Genomic DNA, 19,717 nt, shown 5'->3' with positions numbered 1-19,717 from the left:
TCTTCAGTTCTTTTATTGAAATACGATTGTTTTTACAGCAATTTTGCAGCTGAAAAAACGCCTGCAAAGGCTTATTGTGATTTATGAAGAAGAATTTAAGTATTGTAGTGTTTATTCTTGCACTGCTCAACACGCTGGAGTCGTTAAGTATAGATCTTTATCTTCCCGCTTTCCCAAGTATGGCCGAAATCTTTAAGACGGATATCGGGCATATTCAGATATCTATTTCGGTATTCTTTGCCGGATTTGCTTTCGGACAGCTTTTATGGGGACCTTTATCGGACAAAAAAGGAAGGAAACCCATGTTGTACTGTGGGCTTTTACTTTTCATTATAGGAGCTACAGCCATCTATTTTACATCGGATATTTATGTATTATGGGCGATGCGTTTTCTGCAGGCGTTCGGAGGAAGCGCCGGGATTGTGATAGGAAGAGCAATCATTATAGACCTGTATGATAAGCATAAAGCAGTCACTATCTTTTCGCAACAGTCGCAGATCAGTGGAATTGCACCTATTGCAGCCCCGTTACTGGGAAGTGTATTTCTTAAATTCTGGGGCTGGAACAGTTCTTTTGCTTTTTTATGCATCATGGGACTGATCACATTTTTCATGGTCTACAAATATGTACCGGAAACCAATACCAGAATTGACCTTTCTGATGATGAAATACTGGATGAAAAAGGATTAAAAGACCAGTTGAAAATGATCATCTCCAACAGAGATTTTATTAACAGTACGATGGTAGGAAGTATTGCGTTTGCTTCTTTGATTATTTACATTTCCAATGCTCCGTTTTTATTCATGGAGATCCATGGGTTTTCGAGCAGTACATTCAGTTTCATTTTTGCCTTCAACTCATTGGCCTTGATAACGGCTGCTTATATTACGCCCAAACTGATCAAAAGAATAAGCAATGCCACCCTTTTATTCGCTGCTACCATTGTTTTACTGATCGTATGTACACTTCATATTCTGATTGCTGCTGAAAACCTTTCTGTAGGATTGGAAATTGCTATGCTGTATCTGTCATTACTGGCTATTGGTATTTTGTTTCCCATCACGTCAGCCCATGCCTTATCACCCTTCAAGGAAGGAAGGGGAACAGCTGCGGCATTACTTGGTTTTATGCAGCTGATGGTTACATTTTTAATGTCAGCACTGCTAGGTTTTTTGGAAGCAGATTCTATTATTCCGATGGTGATAACCCGTTCTGCAATGGCATTGATTGCAGTGTGGTTTGGGTATCATATTGTTAAGAAAACAAATAAGAGTAAAAAATAAATTGAAAATATAAAGAAATAAAAAAAATGTATTAGTAATAAATGATGTTTGATGACTTTCATTCAAACGAACTTTATTCTCATATGAGGTTACAGGAATTGATGAAAGAGATGTTTTCATGAAAAAATGTAGCATAAAGAATTATATAAATTTTGTATCAAAAATAGTTGCAAGTTCACCAGGAGAGAGGTATCTTCTTGGATACAAACAGGAATAACAAAAACCCGGAAGTATTAATACTCCCGGGTTTTATTATTTAATAAGGCTGTTCTTCACAAATAGAAGGAGGAATACAGCCACCGCCGCCAGGGTTTCCTCCACCGCCTACAGCGATACATTGTCCAGGATTTCCGTCTTCATACATTTCACATGCATATCCCCAGGCGCATTGACAGTCGTCCTGACAATTATAAGAGTTGCCTCCCATATGACAGCCATCTCCACCGCTGCCCATAATGGCAGATAAGTCTTTTCTCAAAAGTTTTTTCATTGTTTTCATGATAATTGGGTATTAAATGTTATTGTTTAAAATTGTACATCCTTGTAAATATAATAAAATTGTCTTAATGTGTTGTAAATGAATTTTATGTGTAGCTTTTATATAAAGAAAAGCCACTGCAAAGGAGGTTTTCTTATGATAAAAAATGTATTAGAAACTGAAATTCTTCTGATACAGCAGATACTCTTTTTGAAAAGAGAGATAGTTCCTTCGTATGATAAAGGAGCGATTCCAAAACAATATATAATAGTTGCGAAACCCTGAAGCTTGATGTCATCCAGGATGAGATTAACATATAAGTTGGACAAATGACCCTATGAGAGGGTGATATTGAATGCTTCCAAAAGAATAATATTAAGTTAGTATCAATAATATAATGAATTATGGGAATATTTTTAAATAGAGAAAAAGAAACCCGCTACCATCGTAGCGGGTTCTATATATTATTTTCTGAAGGACATTGTTAAAGGAACAGAAACATTGGAAGAGACTGTTTTCCCTTTGTCTTCAGCGGGTTTCCATTTGCCTTTATCTTTAATGCGGTAAAAAGCGGCTTCAATGAAAGCGTTTACATCTTCATTATTTCCTTTTACATTGGGATTAAGAGCGTTCCCTTTAGAATCTACCACAAAACTTATTGTTGCTTTGTAGGTTTCCGAAGAAAAGTTCAGAAAGTCAAGATCTACAGCTTCATATAAAAGTTTTTGAAAAGCGGCTTTACCTTTATCATATTCTGCTTCTTTACTCACTTTTGTTTTCGTAGGAGGATCTGCAGTGATCATTTTCTGATCTTCAAGAGAAGCTTTATCCAAAGCGGTCTTGTAGGCAGTTATTTTATCCTCTGTCAAAAGCCATTCTTTCTTGGTTCTTAAATCATTAGGCTTAGGATATTTATTATACAGAGCCGTTTTCTTTCTTTCATAGCGTGAATCTGCCCTTTGAAATTCAGAAATCTGGGCACTGCTGAAAATAAAAGAGAAAATGAATGCTGATGCTAAGACCTTTTTCATGATTTATTACGCTTTAACAATATTAATAATAACTTCGGTTGCTTTTTCCATACTTTCCAAAGCTACATACTCGTATGGTCCGTGGAAGTTGATTCCTCCTGCAAAAATATTCGGGCAGGGAAGTCCCATATAAGAAAGCTGAGCGCCATCTGTACCTCCTCTGATTGCTTTGATCTTAGGCTCTATACCTGCTTCAGTCATTGCTTTTGCAGCAAGATCTACAATGTGCATTTTACCTTCAAACTGCTGCTTCATATTTCTGTATTGCTCTTTGATCTCTACTTCAGCAGTTCCTTCACCGTGTTTTTGATTAAACTCGGCTACTTTTTCCTCCATGAATTTCTTTCTGGCTTCAAATTTATCTGCATCATGATCTCTGATGATATATTGAAGTTTAGCCTCAGAAATATCAGCTGTAATATCCATTAAGTGGTAGAATCCGTCGAAGCCTTTTGTTGTTGAAGGAGTTTCGTTAGCAGGAAGCATTTGAGCAAATTCAGCAGCTAAAAGAGCAGCATTGATCATTTTTCCGTAAGCATAACCAGGGTGAACACTTAATCCGTGGATTTTTACAACCGCTCCTGCAGCGTTAAAGTTCTCATATTCAAGTTCCCCCACTTCTCCGCCATCCATAGTATAAGCCCATTCTGCACCAAATTTAGCCACATCAAATTTATGGGCACCTCTTCCGATTTCTTCATCTGGTGTAAATCCTATAGCAATTCTTCCATGTTTGATCTCAGGATGAGCGATAAGATATTCTGCGGCTGTTACAATTTCAGCACATCCCGCTTTGTCATCAGCTCCGAGAAGAGTTGTTCCGTCAGTGGTAATTAATGTCTGGCCAATATATTTTTTTAAGCTTTCAAATCTTGAAGGAGATAAGGTGAATCCTGTTGCCTGGTTCAAAAGAAGATCATTTCCGTCATAATTTTCCCAAACCTGAGGTTTTACATTTTCTCCGCTGAAATCCGGTGAAGTATCATAATGTGAAATAAATCCGATAGTAGGCCTGTCATCATTTTCAAGATTAGAAGGAACATAGCCCATGATATAGCCGTTGCTGTCTATAGAAACATCTTCCAGGCCGATGGTCTTCAGTTCTTCAGTAATATAGTTGGCAATATCCCACTGACGTTCAGTAGAAGGTGTTGTTTCACTTTCTGCATCACTGGTTGAATATATTTTTACATAGCTAAGAAAACGGTTCAGTAATTTTTCTTTCCACAAAGGGTTGAATTCTATTGTACTCATCAGATATCATAAATTTTAACAAAGTTAGCAAATTTGAGGCTGAGAATACGTTATTTGCGATTTAATATCAGGTATTGAAATTATAAATCAGATATAAATCTTTGAAAATCAAAATAGTGTTAGCTTTGTATGTACAGTATACTAAGTAGTTTAGTTTTATTATATTTGAGAAAATCAAAAAGTAAAAATGTTTCTTACCGAATGTCCTAGAGATGCAATGCAGGGATGGGGAGAATTTATCCCTACCGATAAAAAAATAGATTATATCAACTCCTTAATGGATGTTGGCTTTGATGTATTGGATTGTCTGAGTTTTGTTTCCCCGAAAGCGATTCCACAGATGGCTGACTCTGATGAGGTGGCAAAAAATATCGACAAATCACGCTCCAAGACCAAAGTTTCTGCAATTATTGGTAATTACAGAGGTGCGGAAAAAGCATTGAAACATGAGTCTGTAGATATTCTGGGCTTCCCGTTTTCTATTTCTGAAACTTTTCAGCACAGAAATACCAATAAAAGTCAGGAAGAAGCTTTTGATGAAATTATTAAAATGCTTGATCTTGTAAAAAGTGAAGAAAAACAGCTGAATATCTATTTCTCCATGGCTTTTGGAAATCCGTACGGTGAAATGTGGAAGTGGGAAGATGTTGACCAATGGGCACAAAAATTCTCAGATATCGGTGTAAAAGATATCTTATTATCTGATACAACCGGTGTGGCCACTCCAGAAACCATTGCTCTTTTGTTTGAAAAAATACCTTCAAAATATCCGGATATCAACTTCGGAGGACATTTTCATAACCGTTATGAAGATTCCTATTCAAAATTAAAGGCTGCTTACGATCAAGGCTGCAGAAGATTTGACAGCGCCATCAAAGGGATCGGAGGATGTCCTATGGCTAAGGATGATCTTGTGGGAAATATGCCTACAGAACAGGTTATCAACTTTATGAGCGTTGAAAAAGCAGAACATAAACTGAATCTTCTGAACTTTGAAAGTTCTTATAATAAAGCGAAGGATATTTTTCATTTTTAAATAGGAGTGAAGAATAAAATAATCAATAGGAGCGGGCTTTAGCCCGCTTTACTATATTGAAATATATATGGCTTTAGCCAAAACATAATTAAATTAACCCCAAAATCAACAAAATGTCTCCAATCATCTCACCAACCGAACTCAAAAATGTTCCAACAGAAAATCTTGTTATTCTTGATGCAAGAACAGGAAAAGACGTAAAACAAATTTACCTTGATAAGCACATTAAAGGAGCAAGATTCATTGATCTGGATAAAGATCTGGCTGAAATAGGAGAGAATGCAGCTTTTGGAGGGAGACATCCGCTTCCTTCCGTGAGAAAGTTTGCTGAAACACTTTCAGATCTTGGAATTTCAGAGGGTAATCATATTGTTGTATATGATGATAAAAATGCTTCGAATGCAGCAGCACGTGCCTGGTGGATGTTAAGATCTTTCGGATTGGAAAAAGTTCAGGTTCTTGATGGCGGAATGCAGGCTGCAGAAAAAGGCGGGTTAGAATTTTCTTCAGGAGAAGAGATCTTTGAGAAAACTTCTTTGATTGAAAAAGATCATTGGAGTCTGCCGGTTTCGAGCCTGGAAGTTGTTGAAAGTGAATTGAAAAACAATTCTTCTACGGTGATTGATGTAAGAGACGCTTACCGCTATAAAGGTGAATCTGAACCGATTGATCTGGTAGCGGGGCATATTCCGGGAGCGGTTAATATTCCTTTTTCTGAAAACCTGGATGAAAGCGGAAACTTTCTGAGTCCTGAAATCTTAAAAGAAAAATACAGCAAATTATTACAAAATAAGCCTGATCATCTGATCATTCACTGTGGATCGGGAGTTACTGCCTGTCATACTATTTTAGCTCTGGATTACGCAGGGTTTCCCATTCCGGATTTGTATGTAGGCTCATGGAGTGAATGGAGCAGGAGAGACGGAAAGGAAATAGCAAAAGATATTTAAAATAAAAACCCCAAAAATAATTTTTCGGGGTTTTATATTATTAAGGGTAATTTTAAAGCATTCCCAGCTCAAACTTCGCCTCTTCGCTCATCATATCCTTATTCCAGCTTGGTTCGAAAGTAAGCTCTAAATCTACACTTTTTACGTTTTCTACTTCAGCCACTTTATCTTTTACTTCCTGAGGAAGTGTTTCTGCAACAGGGCAGTTGGGAGTAGTAAGGGTCATTATAATTTTTACGTCAGCATCATCGGAGATCTGGACATCGTAAATCAGCCCTAATTCGTAAATATCTACCGGAATTTCAGGGTCATATACGGTTTTTAGCACACTAATGATTTCCTCACCAATGTCAGCAATTTGATCGTCTGTAAATTTCATTTTTTAATCTAGATTGATATTCCTTTTCAACAAATCTTCCTGACGCATACGCCGGAAAATATTTGCCAAAGTTAAGACATCTTTTTCACAATAGTCAACAATTCTCTGCAAGTCTTTCTCTATGTAGTAAATTGATGAAACCATTGAGCCGTCAATATCATCCTTCGGAGTAGGAATACCAAAGACATGAGCCAGTAATTCCAGGGATACAAAACTTTTATAATCACCGAACTTCCAGAGTTCCATTGTATCGATATGCGGAATTTCCCAGGGCTTTTTCCCAAACATCTGAAACGGTGCAGGAGGCTGCATTCCATTGATAAGATAACGTCTGGCAATCCATGGAAAATCGAATTCTTTTCCGTTATGAGCACAGAGAATCACGTTATAAAGCCTTGGGCTGTTGAAGATTTCTCCAAACTCCTGCAGCATTTTCTTTTCGTCATGCCCGGAAAAACTCTTTATTTTTAACGTTTCATTCTTTTCAACCATTCCGATGGTGATGCAGATGATTTTTCCAAACTCGGCCATGATGCCGGCTCTGTCATAAAACTCTTCTGCAGTCACTTCTTCTTTTCTTTGGAATTTTGTCTTTTTATCCCACAGGTATTGTTCTGTTTCGGATAACTCGTCCCATGATCCAGCCTGCGGAACGGTCTCAATATCAAGGAATAAAACTCTTTCTAAAGGGATGTTTTGTATCATATTGTGTTTTGTTGTCTATCCTACCTGCATTCCATTTTTTGTAGGCAATGAGGGGGTCAAAAGTGTAACATCTTTTTTGTCGTCTCCATACAATCCTAGCACAAGACATTCGCTGAAGAAATTGGCAATCTGCTTTTTAGGGAAATTCACTACTGCTAAAATCTGTTTTCCAATAAGCTCTTCTTTTTCATATAGAGAAGTAATTTGTGCAGATGACTTTCTGATTCCCAAATCACCAAAATCTATTTCCAGCTGGTAAGAAGGGTTTTTTGCTTTTTCAAAATCATTCACTGAGATTATCGTTCCGCATCTGATGTCTATTTTTTCAAAATCTGCCCAGGTGATATCTGGTTTTACTGTCATGGTAATTCGTTAATTAAATGTTCTACTTCTGTTTTCTGTTCTGCATATTTTTGTTGTAATACTGAGCCTTCGCCCATTCTTTTGTAATATTCCAGGGCTTTACCGCCAAAGAATTTTTTATGAAAATCCGAAACTTCAGGAATCTGCGGAAACACTTTGTGAAAAAGCATTTCATAATACGCCTGAAATTCCCTTTCATTTTTGTCTTCGATAACTTGTCCCGGAGCTTTTTGTCTGACATGAAGCATTTCGTGGGCAACCATATTCAGAACAAGGTTCAGGTCAAAATCAAACAAATTTTTGGGGATCATTACAGTCTGTGGCCCTCCCATCTCCCCTTCTGCTGTAAGAAGCATTGAAGTAGGAGAAAGTTCTTCTCTAAAGCCGAACCCTGCAAAATTTTCATGTTCCAGGTCAAAAGAATGGATCAGGTATTTGGCTGCATCCAGAATCTGGTTGTGTTCTTTGTAAGCTTCAAGGTGTAAGTTGATCTGTTCAAAATTCATCTGAAATATGTTTTAAACAAATGTATTAAAATATTGAGAATACTAAAATGGTTTGTACCAAAGCCTTAGAATAGAAATGTGAAATTCTTTTTTATACGTCAAGTTCTGTCGCTTCCGCGATGGATATTTGCTTCAAGAAAAAACACAGCGTATGAAACTAGACTTCAAAATTCCAGGTGGACATCTTTTGCCGGAAACCACCTAAAAAAATAAGGCTAAAACCTGAAGACATTCTACTAAAAAGACCTTCAAAATCTTAACCTTTATAAATCAATACAAAATTACACAAAATGAACGATATGGAAAATAGTACTACAGATGTTCCTGTAGAAAATACACCATCACAAACACTTTTCAGATTTGTAAGCCTGAGAAGCCCTGAACTATCTGATGATACGAAGAAAGATAAAAGATTCATTGTTATTCCTCAGGATCTGAAAAATGATAACGCTTTTTATGTCCCGGTTGTTAATGGAACCGGAGCAAAACAAAAACTACTGAAAACATGTGCCGCTAATTATGCAAATAATCCGGAACGTATTTCAACGGACCCAAACAGCCCGAATAGTTTGGAGGGTTTCAAAAGAACCTATAAGGCTTACTATGTTTTTGGAACCTGGTTAGCAAAAAATAAAACGACATGTACTTATGAACAGGTAATTGCTAAAAGAGCCGTTTTGACAGATCCCCTGGCTACTCCTGCAACTCCTCCTCTGATCAGTTTATGGAATAATCTGATTTATCAGGTGGTAACTCAGAAAGATTTTTACGTTAAGGAAGTGGTCATGCAGGTGCTTCTGGCTCATCACATTCTTTCTGTTTCTGGCGAAGAGGAAATGAAGACAGCACTTGGGGCAAGAGTTGTTTTGCCTAAAGAACTGATGATGGATGATAAGACTCTTTCTCCCTTGCAAACTTCTTCAAGAATGGCTTCTGAAGGCCCTAAAGAAACTTTCCCAACACAGGAAATGCAACAGCAACAGCTTATCTCTACAGCAAAGATTAAACTGGGAAGATATGAAGCTTTAAAGAAAAACCTTTCCAGTATCGAAAGATTATATAAAGCAGAATATCAGAAAGAATATGCGGCAGCAGAAGAAATTCACCAGAAAGCAATAGCACCTCTAATTGAGCAGTATAATAAAGACCTAATCGCAAATAAGGATAGATACTGCCAGGTACGAAATCCGGATATTAAATATGATCCGGCAGATCCTTGCCAGCAAATTCCGGAAATCCCTAAACCGCAATTACCTAAACTTAATTTTCAGTTTAGACAGGAAATAGAGGCAGATTCTCTATTAAGAGCCATAAAGCCGGAAAATTTGGATACATTATTGGATGTACTGGGGTATGATTTTCAGAAAGATGCAGGAGAAGAACGTTCAGCTTCATTAAACTCTGCAGACCTTAATATTTTGCTAGAGGGTAGAAATACCTTTTCCGAGATTGATATCTTAGTAAAAGAAGCGGTTGAAAAATCCAACAATATTATTGTGGAAAATACCAATACGGAGCATGAAAGATATACCAGTATAGGAGGAGTTCTTATTCCAGTGGCAAGAACAGTGGCAGTTCCTTTTACCTACCAGATTTGTCCAAAATATGTTCATAAGGGATTTACTTTTGACATAGCACTTACGGTTCCGGATTCATCCTGGGAGGTCAGCAATATCTCTTACAGTCTTACTCCAGGCAACGGTTCAGCAAACATCAATAGTGATTATTATGTAAAGTCCAGATCAGGAAATATTATTTTTCTAAATGATCTTTGTATGCCGGGATTAGACTTTAATACAATTCAGGATGCTTCTATAAGTGTTAAAATTATGTTCACGAATGGAAAGCTGGCCAATATGTATGCCAGTAAACTGCAGGCCAGAGCTTGCCTTTCTGATAACTTCTTACTTGAGGTAGATGAGGAAGAGCCTGTAGATACTGAGGATGAAAATACCTTTATTCCGTCAGGATTCGGATTTAAACAAATTGGTATTGCAGACTATTTGAAAGTGGAGCAGACCACGCATGCCTATGTTGAAGGTGAAGTAGCCCATATTGAAAATATTATGGCCAGAGAGTACCGAGAAAAATCAACCAGAAGACTTAGGAGAAGTGAAAATACTACAACTACCTCCTCAGATACGGAAAGAGAAAAACTTACGGATACAACTACTGCAACCAGATTTGAAATGCAGAGTGAGATTGCCAAAATGATGCAGGAATCCAGAGACACTAATGTACAGGCACATTTCGATGCCAAATGGGACATGACAGGAGGAGGATCTATCAGTACAGGGATTGCAGGAGGATATGCCACTCATTCATCTAAAGAAGAAAGTACAAGACAGGCGCTTACCCAGGCTCAGGATGTTACTGCAAGAGCGTTAGACAGAGTCGTCACAAAAGTTCATGAGGAAAGGATTGAAAAGATCATTGAAGAGTTTGAAGAAAACAATAAGCATGGTTTTGACAACACAAAAGGAGATAAGCATGTAGTGGGTGTTTACCGATGGGTAGATAAACTGATGAAGAATCAGATCTATGATTATGGAAAACGGATGATGTTTGAGTTTATGATTCCTCAGCCTGCAAAACTGCATACACTGGGAATGACATTGAATGATTCTGCAACAAAAACAGATCTTGTAAAACCAGAAGACCCAAGAAATGCAAAGAATTTGCCCCTGGAAAATTATATTTCTTTAAATAATGAAGTTACGTTAAACTACTGGGTAAGTAAATATAATATTGAAATTGATGAGAGACCGGCAGAATCTTTTGCTATAAGCAAATCATTCAGTGCTCGTGATGGTAACTTTAATGGCAATGATGGTGGAAATATTCAGATTGTAAATGGAAATGGAGAAGTAGAAATTCCGGAAGGGTATTTATTAAAAGAAGTTGATTATGTTTTCCAAACCTATCCACACGGCTTTTATGGGCAACATCAGGCTTTCGTGACCATCGGAGGAGTGTCTGCTGAGTGGATTGACACCACATACAGTACACAGAAAGGTGGAAAAATTAAAGACCTGGATATCAAAAATAAGCTAGAGTTTAGTTTTGGTACCGGGGAAAGTCCAATCATACAGGGATCTCTGAAATTGAATTTGAAACTTACTCCTGAAGCAAGAAATGCATGGCTTCAAAAAACATTCAATGCTATTATTGAGGGGTATGAAAAGGCATTAGCTATTTACGAACAAAAAATAGCAGACGAAAAAGCTACCGGTATCCAGATTAAAGGATCCAATCCAGGGTTTTACCGTCAGATCGAGAATACAGTACTTCGTAAAAACTGTATCTCTTATATGATCAACAGAACTGCCAACTCTACCCATGGCTATGGAATGGCGGGGCTAACTACAGGAAGCACTTTTATGGATTATGAAACAGACCTTTCATCAGATCTGGATAAATACACAGCCTTCCTTAAGTTTATGGAACAAGCCTTTGAGTGGGAAAATATATCCTATTATCTGTATCCATATTATTGGGCTAATAAAACAGAGTGGTCTAATCTCTACCAGGCCGAAGATGTAGATCCGTTATTCAGAGCATTTTTACAAAGTGGTATGGCCAGGGTGGTTGTTACGGTACGTCCTGGTTTTGAGGATGCGGTACAATTTTACCTTGCGACCGGGAAGATCTGGAAAGGCGGAGAAGTTCCTGTCATCGGAGATGATCTTTATCTATCAATTGTGGATGAATTGAAGCAGCCAAAAGGTAAAAAACATGGAAAACCATGGATCACAAGACTTCCTACTCCTTTGAACATCCTTCAGGCAAAAAGTATAGGATTAAAGGTTGCTCATGCCCTGCCATTTACGGAAGAAAATCCAGATGAATTTGAAGTTCCTTCCGAAGTAATTACTGAGGATAGATTCAATTTTGAACCCAATGACAACCTTCTTGGAGTAGAATCACTTGAAGGTCAGAAAGTCATTTCAGGAGACTGGAAATAACATAATTATTAATCTAAAAAAATAAAAAAATGCCAATTATAGGAAAAATTATAAGAGTAAGCGAATTACCTCCCATTGGAGAAAGGGAAAAGAATGCTATTTATCAGGTAGCAGCTACGGGTTCTCCATCTTACACAGATTATGCTGTTGATGAAAACGGTGATTTAAAGACCCATGCCGTTGTTGATGGAACTATTCCTCTGGAATTATCTGATAATCATGTCAGTATTTCAAATGCAGATCTTGTAGCAGAAGGAATGGCAAGCCAGGCTCAATACAATGTTAAAACAAAGGAGAAATTAGCTAAAAAATTAGAGATTCCTTTAACAGACGGAAATGCTCAGGATTATCCTAAAATCATAGGATTGAATGATAATGGAAATGTTGCCAAACTTCCTGCAGGAGATTTGGGTAAAAATATAGCAAATTCTTCTTTAACCACTGTTTCCGGAGCGGGATTGACTCTTGGAGCTAACTGGACCCTCAATGCTTCCGGATTTTATTATTCGGTAACCGGGCTGAGTGATAAATCTGCAGATACAACTTTTAACAGGATGATGGTTCAGAACTCTTCCGGACAGCTTTCATGGAGTAACGGGAAAAATATGATTTCCAATTATCCGCTGCTGTTGAATGATGCTGAAAAAACAGCATGGAGAAACCACATGAAACTTTCTACCGAAAATTATGCTACCGGAACACCAAGAATAGACGTGTTACTGCTTCCGTTTATTGACAATTCAAAAAACTTTATTCAGTATACAACATTAGTAGGATTAAATCTCTTTGTGGATAATGTTTCCTCTAACGCCTATATCAAAGTGAGAAGGGTGAGAGATGTCAACGGTATCAACCTTGCAGTCCCGGAGGAATATAGTGTAGATAATTTTACAGTGATGCAGAACTTTCCCAATAATTTGAATTTTGGAATCAACTGGAGTACAAAACCGCAAGGATATTATAAAGTATTCGTGACCCATAATGGGTTAACAAATCCCAGCTCACCCGAGCTCATTGTAAAAGCAGGACTTACCTACAGCAAGTTTACGGGAATTGCTAACTGGACCTCGATAACAGGGAGTTCAACAATCACAGATACATCTATATCAATTGCTCAGGGCTCGTCTGCACAAACGGATAATTTAATTTCCATCTCAGATATTAATGCCGGATTTATGGTCTCTTTTACAGTTAATAATGGACTAAGTAACTACGGGGCTAATTTCGTAGGTCCTTTTTATGGTGGAATCCGTGGGGATGATGGAGCATTTTATGGCTTTTCAAATTATGGAGGTGATGGAGGCTGGATGATTTATCAGGGAAATTTTTTGCCCGTCAGAAATGAAACCTTTCACATCGCTTATTATAACGGAATTGTATATGTGATTGCGGAAAGTAATGGCGTTACTTATCAGCAATTTCATTCTACTTTTAATCTACAGCCGAAGAGATTTTATCTCTCAAGAGGAAGTGGCGGCCAAGGGTCACTAACAATGAATATACTTGGAAAAATATTATTCTCTTAAAAAAATAAAAAATTATGAACGAACATTTAATTATACCGGAAAATATTAAAGAAATCCTTAACAGTATTGAAAATACACCATTAAGCCTTACAGAGCTTCCTCTACAGGCACATCCAAGACTTCCCCAATTCGAAAGACATATCCGCGTGCTGGATATTGATGCCAAATCTGAACAGCAGTTCATAAGCTTCAGATATAAGCAGATACTCAAAGACAAGGAAACAGGAGAAGAAATTAATATTTCACTTCCTTCTCCGGAATGGGTAATCTATAAAGATACGTGGAGCTACCTTCGTTACGGAGACAATCATCTTATAGAGCTTCCTGTTGCAGAACCCGAAGGTAATATGAATACCGATCTGGTAAAAGTACCAAGCTATCAGTATATGCTTTGGCTGTTGAAAAATAATAAGACTGGCTTTACTGAGCTTTTGGCTTCTTATCTGGATGAGTTTGTGAAAAATAACAAAGATATTTTGGATAAACTTTCCTAGACATTAATTACTGGCAGAGCACTATGCTCTGCCTTTTTCAAAAAAAGGAAAAATTATGAAAACACTTGAACTTAAAGAAACGATCAATAAAGAATGGCGTAAAGAGAATATCATCCGATTAAAAACATACCTCAATAAGAATACTGAGATTGTTGATCAGGTACAGGCACAGTACAGACTTAAAAATGCAAGGCTTCTGTCAGATGAAGAATATCAACCGGATCTTTTGGTGTTGAACGAAAGCCAAACCAGAAAATTCACCGAGAATATGACCTCCAAACAATTTTTTCCTTTGAATGAATTGAAATGTTTAACAACTAAAAACAAAGAAAATGGAAAATTTTGATGACGAATTCGGAGATTTATCCGGATATAAAATACTCTCCTTTGATGAAGTAACCCAAGGGTTTGAAGGAAATAAAAACCCGTTGCAGGGATTAGCAGGCAATTCTTTTGAGGAATTGAGTGCTTTCAAGAATAGTCCGTTTGGACAGTACTGGGAGAAAAATATTCATGAATGGGCAAAAAATATTTTTGGAGCTTCAAAAATAATAGAAAAAAGAAATCTTACGATTGCTGATATTTCAAAAAGGGTATCATATAGCCAAGCAGATGCTTATGGTGCTTTTTCAGATACATCAAAGTATAACTTTGTAGTATATGCTCATCCTGATGGAGAAGAAGTCATAAAAATGTATGAAGACCCTAACAAGATACCTGACCCTCAAAGGCCTTTTGAAGTCTTAGTTTTCATAGAAACGGATGATGGTAAGTTTGATTTTGGTAAAATAGTACGAGTAAAATTTGGATCAGCCGTAATTGATGATTTAAAGGATAAGTATTTTAGAGAGCTGCCATGGAATGATAATGATCCTAAAGATATTGCAGAAGAATTTATTAAAAGAGCATGGAAAGCTAGTGTATCAGCACAAACAGTACAAGCGGTGGAACAAGAGCAGAGTACACCAGATTTTAAAGATCTAATGATTAAAGCTATTCAATATGAATATGATAATCACAAATTTGATGACTTCTCTTGGTTTATGCTGATTATAAAAGGCGGAGAGTATTTGGATTTTAATCTTCCTAATTGGGCTTTTGGAATTGGACATTGGCTAAGAACCAAAAAATACAAAGAAGATAAATACTGGAATGGTGATTTGCCTGAAAAAGAATATACTCCTGCTTTTTTACCGAACTCTTTTTTTTATGACAAGCAGGAAGACCGGGTGAAGTCATTAAAAGAGTCTTTTCATAAACCTTATGATGCTTTGAAATCAGAGATTAATAAGAAAATTACTCACGACGATCCCGTTTCCAAAGTGGTAAAAAAATGGATCAATCAAAATATAGATGAATGCCAAAAGATAACAGACGGATATCTTGAAGGTCTTGCCAAAATCTATATTCCTGATGGAAGTTTACAAACCATCATAAAACACTATCATGCCTTTGAAGTGGGGCTTTATAACGGAATATTAGAATTTTTGGCAGGGTTGTGTGATTTAGTTGCGATAGTCATCCTGATATTAAGAGATGAAATAGGCTTCAGGATGACGGATAAACTCACCGAAAAATTTGAAAATTTTGTTAATAATCTTTTTTCTAATACATTTGAATTGTTAAATAAAATTTGCAAAAAGTTCTACAAAATATTGTTGGATTTTGGTAAATGGTATTTGACGTATGAAGGGAAAAGCTACTTTTTACTGAAAGAGTTGGGAGAATTAGTTCCAGATATTCTTACGTTTCTTATTCCTGTTTTAAAAGGTTCAAAAGCGGCAAAAATAGGAACGGTAGCAGGAAAAGAAACTGTGGAAGAAACCATAGAAAAGACAGTAAAAGAAACAGCGGAAGAAGAAGCCAAACACATCTCCCAATCTGCCAAAGAAGCTCTGGAAACAGGAAAAACTAAGGAAGCTACGGAACAAGCGGTAAAAGAAGCCGAACAAAAAGTAGAACAAAAAGTTCCTTTTTATGAAGAGGCAAAAATACCATCTTCCAAAAAGATTATAAATCCAGAGACAGGAAAAGAGTTTGGTAAATTTTTAAGAGGAAAGTACTTAGAATTAATAGGAAGCAAAAAAAGCACATTATTTGGTGGAAACAAAATAGTTTTATCAACAGAGGAAACAACTACTGTAACAGGAATTCTTTTTGATGTAAATAGCGTTGCAAGAAGAGGTGAAGCTTTAAAAGGTGTTACCAAGATGGGTGTAAACAAAGGGGGAATTAATATTCTTCGATCTTCCAAATGGGGTGAGTTGCTAGAAAAATATAAATATTTGGAGAGCATTGATAAAAACAAATATTATAGAAAAGTAACTGATGAATTTTGGGAACAAGCTAATAAACCTTGGTTAGACGAAGCTATAAAAAGAGGAGATCCAATACGTTTTGTAACCGATCCGATTTCTGATGCAGGAAAATATGTTAAAGTAGGAAAAGAATTTGTCCTTGATAATAAAGGAAATAAGATACCTACTATCTTTAGCAGAGAAGTAGAATATTTATCACAAAACGGTTACAAAATAGAAGGACATTTAGCAACAAAAATTAAATAATTATGGAAAATAAAATGTACGTACCAAAAGACTATTTTAGTATTTCAATAGTCGAAAAAGTAATGAAAGAATTTAGTTGGCCCGCAGAATATATACTAGAGGAAGATGCTGATGGCGTAAGTATAATATTCCCTAAATCTGAAATATATATAGAAAATGGTTATGAAAATGATGTTTCGTTTACGTTGTTATCTTTTAATGGCAGAGATTGTAACATTGATGAAAGCACGGCATTAGAAAAAATTGTTCAGGATTATGGTAAGAAAGCTAATGTTTTTAAAGAATTAGGTTTAAGAGATAATACCTCTGTATATGCCTCTCCAGAAGCTACAGAAGATAATATTTGGGATACCATAAAAATAATTCACGTTTATTTTCAAGATTTTATAATAGGAAAAGAAAAACGGTTAAACTCTTTATTATGAAAGAAGAGCAAATAAAAAAGAAATACGCCTGTTTCTTTGGTGGTGCTCAAAATAATACCGACTCCTTAGAATATAAGGAGTCGGTTCTTATAGGTGAGCTTCTTGCAAAAAAAGGCTTCATAGTAAAAAACGGAGGATATAGAGGACTTATGGAAGCTGTCTCAAAAGGTGCTTATCAACAAGGAGGAATTGTATTAGGTTATACTTGCAAAAGTTTTGGCAGTACAAAAGGAAATTGCTATTTGACCGAAAATATTGTTAGTGAAAGCTTATTTGAAAGACTTGAAAAACTTATAAGTAATTCAGATATTTTTATTGTCCAAAAAGGAGGAGTAGGTACATTATCAGAATTATTTTTGACCCTTGATTTAATAAGAAAAATTTCTAAAAAAGAAAGACCAAGAATTTATTTATTAGGTAAACATTGGGAAAAACTTAAAGCAGTTTTAGTATCATTCGGTTTACAAAATGATATGGGAATTTTAAAAATAGTTGAAGATTTTAAAAAGCTTAAAGAATGTTTGTAATTTTCTAAAGAAGCGGAGCAGAAAGTAGAAGAAAAAGCCCCTGTTTATGAGGAGATTGAGGAGGTAAAAGTAAAAGGTAAAAGAACACCAAAAGAGCAGAAAGTTTTCTTGAAGAAAATAGATATGAACGTTCTGCTTAGACAATATGCAGATGATGCTCTTACTAAATGGAAAGATCCTTTTACTAGACCCGGAGCAGTTGGGGTTTTAGAAGGAGAAATAAATGGGAAAGTATATCAAACGGTGAGCTATTCTTCTAAAGGAATTGCAAGGAGCAAAATAATAGGAAGGCGACACAAGTTGGTGCAAGAATGGTTAACAGAAATAGCCGATCCAGCAATTAAAAGCAGGCGAAACCACGGCATGTGTGCAGAGCCAGTCTGTATTTCTGAGTTTTTATTTGAAGCAGAAAAACAGCTTGGGATGAAAGCCAACAGCATGAAGATAGAACAGGCAAGAGAAATTTTAAGCAAAACTAAAAGTAGAGCTTTAAGGATTGATAATTTAAAAGAACCTCTAGTCCAAGGATTGCCCAAAAAAGCATGTGCTTCGTGTAATCCTATGTTGCATTATTTTAAAATTAAAGAAATTCATTAAAATCAAAAGTTATGGAATTTAAAAAAGAAGTACAAAAGCAATTTAAAAAAGCAGGCTGGTTTGAGGGAAGAAACATAGAAAATAAGTTGAACCAAAAAATTAAAAATTTTTATAACTTACCTTCCCATTTAAAGGATTTCTTTAAATCTTATGGGGACTTAGTTATTGAAGACAATAAGCCATATAAATCTGATGTTATTAATACATTAAATACTAAATCAGAGTTTGTAAAAGACAACGAAACAAATGAGTTGCCATTTAATGGTACCTTTTATAAAGTAGGATATTTTTATCCTGACCATTATTTAGTATATACTGATGTTAATGGTGCTATTTATTTAATTGGAGATGGTTATTATAAAATGAATGATGGTTTTATCGCTGGTATTGAAAATATCATAGAAGATAATTGGGGTAATTCACTAGAATGGAATCCAGAAACTAAACAATGGGTAGAAGAATATTAATTTAAGGGCTAGAAATAGCCCTTTTTATAATTAAATATACCATGAAATTTAAAAAAGAAGTACAAAAATATTTTGAGAATTCTGGCTGGTTTGAAGGTCGAAATGTAAAATCAAAATTTGATAAGATAAAAGGATTTGAAAATTTTCCACAATTCTTAAAAGATTTTTTATATGAATATGGGGATTTAGAAGTTAAAACTCATAAGTATAATAAAGATGATGTTATTGGAATTATGGATTTTAAGGCAATAAATAAAGGTATTTATGATATTGAAAAATGTTTAAAAAGACCTATAAAATTTGGAGATATTATAACCTTTCCAATTGCTTATTATGATTTGGAAAATGCATCGTTACTTTGTGATGCAGAAGGAAGAGTTTATATCGTAGGAGATTACGAATGTCTAGTATCTAATGATTTTAAAACAGGCATTGAAAAAGTAATTATGGAAGATTATTCCGATACTTTAGAATGGAATCCAGAAACTAAACAATGGGTAGAAGAGTATTAATTTAAGGGCTAGAAATAGCCCTTTTTATAATTAAATATACCATGAAATTTAAAAAAGAAGTACAAAAATATTTTGAGAATTCTGGCTGGTTTGAAGGTCGAAATGTAAAATCAAAATTTGATAAGATAAAAGGATTTGAAAATTTTCCACAATTCTTAAAAGATTTTTTATATGAATACGGAGATTTAGAGGTCGAAACGCATAAATACAATAAAAATGATGTCACTGGAATTATGAATTTTAAGGCATTAACAAAAGGTATTTATAAGATTGATGGCTTTCTAAAAAATCCTAGATATTATGGTAATACTTTTACTTTCCCAATTGCTTACTATAGCTAACTCAATATATTTCGTCAAGTGATAAATTTTTGAAAAAGTTCATATGGATCACACCTTAACTTTCTTCTCATACTTTTAGCTTGTGCCCACTTTTTTCTATTGCATCAATACTATCGGATCTTTTATGGAACGTTGCATTGTCCATTACCAGGACTGAATTTGCAGGAATCGAATAAAGGAGTTCCTGAGTTACCCAAGCATGGAAAACATCTGCATTAATATTTCCGTCAAACAATCCTACATTGAGGATATTAAAATTCAAAATAGCTGGTAGTGTCTCACTAACTGTGTAAGTTAAAAAATTATTCTGGAAA

22 protein-coding genes are annotated in these 19,717 nt (G+C 35.7%); 14 read left to right on the top strand and 8 right to left on the bottom strand.

All coding sequences use genetic code 11. From position 1 onward, the window contains the following. The first annotated feature begins 83 nt into the window (after positions 1-83). Positions 84-1,283, top strand: a complete 1,200-nt coding sequence (locus EK417_RS17630) for a multidrug effflux MFS transporter (protein ID WP_136522911.1) — start codon at positions 84-86, stop codon at positions 1,281-1,283. Positions 1,284-1,539: 256 nt separating this feature from the next. On the opposite strand, the gene EK417_RS17625 is transcribed toward EK417_RS17630, so the two are convergent. From EK417_RS17625 to pepT, 3 genes are all read right to left on the bottom strand, one after another. Then, a complete protein-coding gene (locus EK417_RS17625) occupies positions 1,540-1,782 on the bottom strand; it encodes a hypothetical protein (RefSeq protein ID WP_076595113.1) in 243 nt (80 codons plus the stop codon). A 443-nt stretch (positions 1,783-2,225) separates the two neighbouring features. Further along, a complete protein-coding gene (locus EK417_RS17620) occupies positions 2,226-2,792 on the bottom strand; it encodes a hypothetical protein (RefSeq protein ID WP_136522910.1) in 567 nt (188 codons plus the stop codon). 6 nt (positions 2,793-2,798) lie between these two features. After that, entirely contained in the window at positions 2,799-4,046 is a 1,248-nt protein-coding gene (gene pepT, locus EK417_RS17615; RefSeq protein WP_076595110.1) for a peptidase T, read from the bottom strand. 187 nt (positions 4,047-4,233) lie between these two features. Between pepT and EK417_RS17610 the strand changes: the two genes are divergently transcribed. Then, a complete protein-coding gene (locus EK417_RS17610) occupies positions 4,234-5,082 on the top strand; it encodes a hydroxymethylglutaryl-CoA lyase (protein WP_136522909.1) in 849 nt (282 codons plus the stop codon). 113 nt (positions 5,083-5,195) lie between these two features. Then, entirely contained in the window at positions 5,196-6,032 is an 837-nt protein-coding gene (locus tag EK417_RS17605; protein ID WP_136522908.1) for a sulfurtransferase, read from the top strand. A gap of 52 nt (positions 6,033-6,084) precedes the next feature. On the opposite strand, the gene EK417_RS17600 is transcribed toward EK417_RS17605, so the two are convergent. From EK417_RS17600 to EK417_RS17585, 4 genes are read right to left on the bottom strand one after another with little or no spacing between them, the layout of a single operon-like run. Next, positions 6,085-6,411: an SUF system Fe-S cluster assembly protein gene (locus tag EK417_RS17600; RefSeq protein ID WP_076352964.1), complete on the bottom strand. Its 327-nt coding sequence runs from the start codon at positions 6,409-6,411 to the stop codon at positions 6,085-6,087. A gap of 3 nt (positions 6,412-6,414) precedes the next feature. After that, complete coding sequence (locus EK417_RS17595) at positions 6,415-7,116, bottom strand: 3'-5' exonuclease (protein WP_110368428.1); 702 nt, start codon at positions 7,114-7,116, stop codon at positions 6,415-6,417. 15 nt (positions 7,117-7,131) lie between these two features. Beyond that, complete coding sequence (locus EK417_RS17590) at positions 7,132-7,479, bottom strand: tRNA-binding protein (RefSeq protein ID WP_136522907.1); 348 nt, start codon at positions 7,477-7,479, stop codon at positions 7,132-7,134. Then, a complete protein-coding gene (locus EK417_RS17585; RefSeq protein ID WP_110368430.1) occupies positions 7,476-7,985 on the bottom strand; it encodes a hypothetical protein in 510 nt (169 codons plus the stop codon). Before EK417_RS17585 ends, EK417_RS17590 begins: the two co-directional genes overlap by 4 nt. Positions 7,986-8,275: 290 nt before the next feature. Here EK417_RS17585 and EK417_RS21475 point away from each other — a divergent pair, with 290 nt between their 5' ends. The 11 genes from EK417_RS21475 (at position 8,276) to EK417_RS17530 (ending at position 19,403) form a co-directional block, all read left to right on the top strand. Further along, positions 8,276-11,950, top strand: a complete 3,675-nt coding sequence (locus EK417_RS21475) for a hypothetical protein (protein WP_228457967.1) — start codon at positions 8,276-8,278, stop codon at positions 11,948-11,950. Between the two features lie 29 nt (positions 11,951-11,979). Then, positions 11,980-13,476: a hypothetical protein gene (locus EK417_RS17575; RefSeq protein WP_136522906.1), complete on the top strand. Its 1,497-nt coding sequence runs from the start codon at positions 11,980-11,982 to the stop codon at positions 13,474-13,476. Between the two features lie 14 nt (positions 13,477-13,490). Next, positions 13,491-13,970, top strand: a complete 480-nt coding sequence (locus EK417_RS17570) for a hypothetical protein (protein WP_136522905.1) — start codon at positions 13,491-13,493, stop codon at positions 13,968-13,970. 55 nt (positions 13,971-14,025) lie between these two features. Continuing rightward, entirely contained in the window at positions 14,026-14,316 is a 291-nt protein-coding gene (locus EK417_RS17565) for a hypothetical protein (RefSeq protein WP_136522904.1), read from the top strand. Next, on the top strand, positions 14,303-16,534 hold the full coding sequence (locus tag EK417_RS17560) for a hypothetical protein (protein WP_136522903.1): 2,232 nt from the start codon (positions 14,303-14,305) through the stop codon (positions 16,532-16,534). The genes EK417_RS17565 and EK417_RS17560 overlap by 14 nt, the downstream gene beginning before the upstream one ends. A gap of 2 nt (positions 16,535-16,536) precedes the next feature. Then, positions 16,537-16,959: a hypothetical protein gene (locus tag EK417_RS17555; protein WP_136522902.1), complete on the top strand. Its 423-nt coding sequence runs from the start codon at positions 16,537-16,539 to the stop codon at positions 16,957-16,959. Then, a complete protein-coding gene (locus EK417_RS17550) occupies positions 16,956-17,486 on the top strand; it encodes an LOG family protein (RefSeq protein ID WP_136522901.1) in 531 nt (176 codons plus the stop codon). The genes EK417_RS17555 and EK417_RS17550 overlap by 4 nt, the downstream gene beginning before the upstream one ends. Positions 17,487-17,594: 108 nt before the next feature. After that, complete coding sequence (locus EK417_RS17545) at positions 17,595-18,083, top strand: YwqJ-related putative deaminase (RefSeq protein ID WP_136522900.1); 489 nt, start codon at positions 17,595-17,597, stop codon at positions 18,081-18,083. Between the two features lie 11 nt (positions 18,084-18,094). Further along, the gene (locus tag EK417_RS17540; protein ID WP_076595100.1) at positions 18,095-18,550 is read left to right on the top strand and encodes an SUKH-3 domain-containing protein; all 456 of its coding nucleotides are present in this window, start codon (positions 18,095-18,097) and stop codon (positions 18,548-18,550) included. Positions 18,551-18,591: 41 nt separating this feature from the next. After that, complete coding sequence (locus EK417_RS17535; protein WP_136522899.1) at positions 18,592-19,062, top strand: SUKH-3 domain-containing protein; 471 nt, start codon at positions 18,592-18,594, stop codon at positions 19,060-19,062. A gap of 41 nt (positions 19,063-19,103) precedes the next feature. Further along, positions 19,104-19,403 (top strand): hypothetical protein, encoded by a 300-nt coding sequence (locus tag EK417_RS17530; RefSeq protein WP_136522898.1) that lies wholly within the window; start codon positions 19,104-19,106, stop codon positions 19,401-19,403. Positions 19,404-19,470: 67 nt separating this feature from the next. Here the strand turns inward: EK417_RS17530 and EK417_RS17525 are convergent. Further along, positions 19,471-19,717 (bottom strand): transposase (locus EK417_RS17525; protein ID WP_181446085.1); only part of this gene is annotated, 247 nt, incomplete at its 5' end.

Origin of the sequence: Chryseobacterium candidae, from assembly GCF_004916905.1 — a bacterium.
Taxonomy (GTDB): domain Bacteria; phylum Bacteroidota; class Bacteroidia; order Flavobacteriales; family Weeksellaceae; genus Chryseobacterium; species Chryseobacterium candidae.
The sequence above is the reverse complement of the archived record's forward strand: the minus strand, read 5'-3'. Positions and strand labels throughout refer to the sequence as shown.

Bases quoted from the DNA above. Each gene is read 5' to 3' on its own strand.
- EK417_RS17630 (WP_136522911.1), top strand. From the start codon at position 84: ATGAAGAAGAATTTAAGTATTGTAGTGTTTATTCTTGCACTGCTCAAC.
- EK417_RS17625 (WP_076595113.1), bottom strand. From the start codon at position 1,782: ATGAAAACAATGAAAAAACTTTTGAGAAAAGACTTATCTGCCATTATG.
- EK417_RS17620 (WP_136522910.1), bottom strand. From the start codon at position 2,792: ATGAAAAAGGTCTTAGCATCAGCATTCATTTTCTCTTTTATTTTCAGC.
- pepT (WP_076595110.1), bottom strand. From the start codon at position 4,046: ATGAGTACAATAGAATTCAACCCTTTGTGGAAAGAAAAATTACTGAAC.
- EK417_RS17610 (WP_136522909.1), top strand. From the start codon at position 4,234: ATGTTTCTTACCGAATGTCCTAGAGATGCAATGCAGGGATGGGGAGAA.
- EK417_RS17605 (WP_136522908.1), top strand. From the start codon at position 5,196: ATGTCTCCAATCATCTCACCAACCGAACTCAAAAATGTTCCAACAGAA.
- EK417_RS17600 (WP_076352964.1), bottom strand. From the start codon at position 6,411: ATGAAATTTACAGACGATCAAATTGCTGACATTGGTGAGGAAATCATT.
- EK417_RS17595 (WP_110368428.1), bottom strand. From the start codon at position 7,116: ATGATACAAAACATCCCTTTAGAAAGAGTTTTATTCCTTGATATTGAG.
- EK417_RS17590 (WP_136522907.1), bottom strand. From the start codon at position 7,479: ATGACAGTAAAACCAGATATCACCTGGGCAGATTTTGAAAAAATAGAC.
- EK417_RS17585 (WP_110368430.1), bottom strand. From the start codon at position 7,985: ATGAATTTTGAACAGATCAACTTACACCTTGAAGCTTACAAAGAACAC.
- EK417_RS21475 (WP_228457967.1), top strand. From the start codon at position 8,276: ATGAACGATATGGAAAATAGTACTACAGATGTTCCTGTAGAAAATACA.
- EK417_RS17575 (WP_136522906.1), top strand. From the start codon at position 11,980: ATGCCAATTATAGGAAAAATTATAAGAGTAAGCGAATTACCTCCCATT.
- EK417_RS17570 (WP_136522905.1), top strand. From the start codon at position 13,491: ATGAACGAACATTTAATTATACCGGAAAATATTAAAGAAATCCTTAAC.
- EK417_RS17565 (WP_136522904.1), top strand. From the start codon at position 14,026: ATGAAAACACTTGAACTTAAAGAAACGATCAATAAAGAATGGCGTAAA.
- EK417_RS17560 (WP_136522903.1), top strand. From the start codon at position 14,303: ATGGAAAATTTTGATGACGAATTCGGAGATTTATCCGGATATAAAATA.
- EK417_RS17555 (WP_136522902.1), top strand. From the start codon at position 16,537: ATGGAAAATAAAATGTACGTACCAAAAGACTATTTTAGTATTTCAATA.
- EK417_RS17550 (WP_136522901.1), top strand. From the start codon at position 16,956: ATGAAAGAAGAGCAAATAAAAAAGAAATACGCCTGTTTCTTTGGTGGT.
- EK417_RS17540 (WP_076595100.1), top strand. From the start codon at position 18,095: ATGGAATTTAAAAAAGAAGTACAAAAGCAATTTAAAAAAGCAGGCTGG.
- EK417_RS17535 (WP_136522899.1), top strand. From the start codon at position 18,592: ATGAAATTTAAAAAAGAAGTACAAAAATATTTTGAGAATTCTGGCTGG.
- EK417_RS17530 (WP_136522898.1), top strand. From the start codon at position 19,104: ATGAAATTTAAAAAAGAAGTACAAAAATATTTTGAGAATTCTGGCTGG.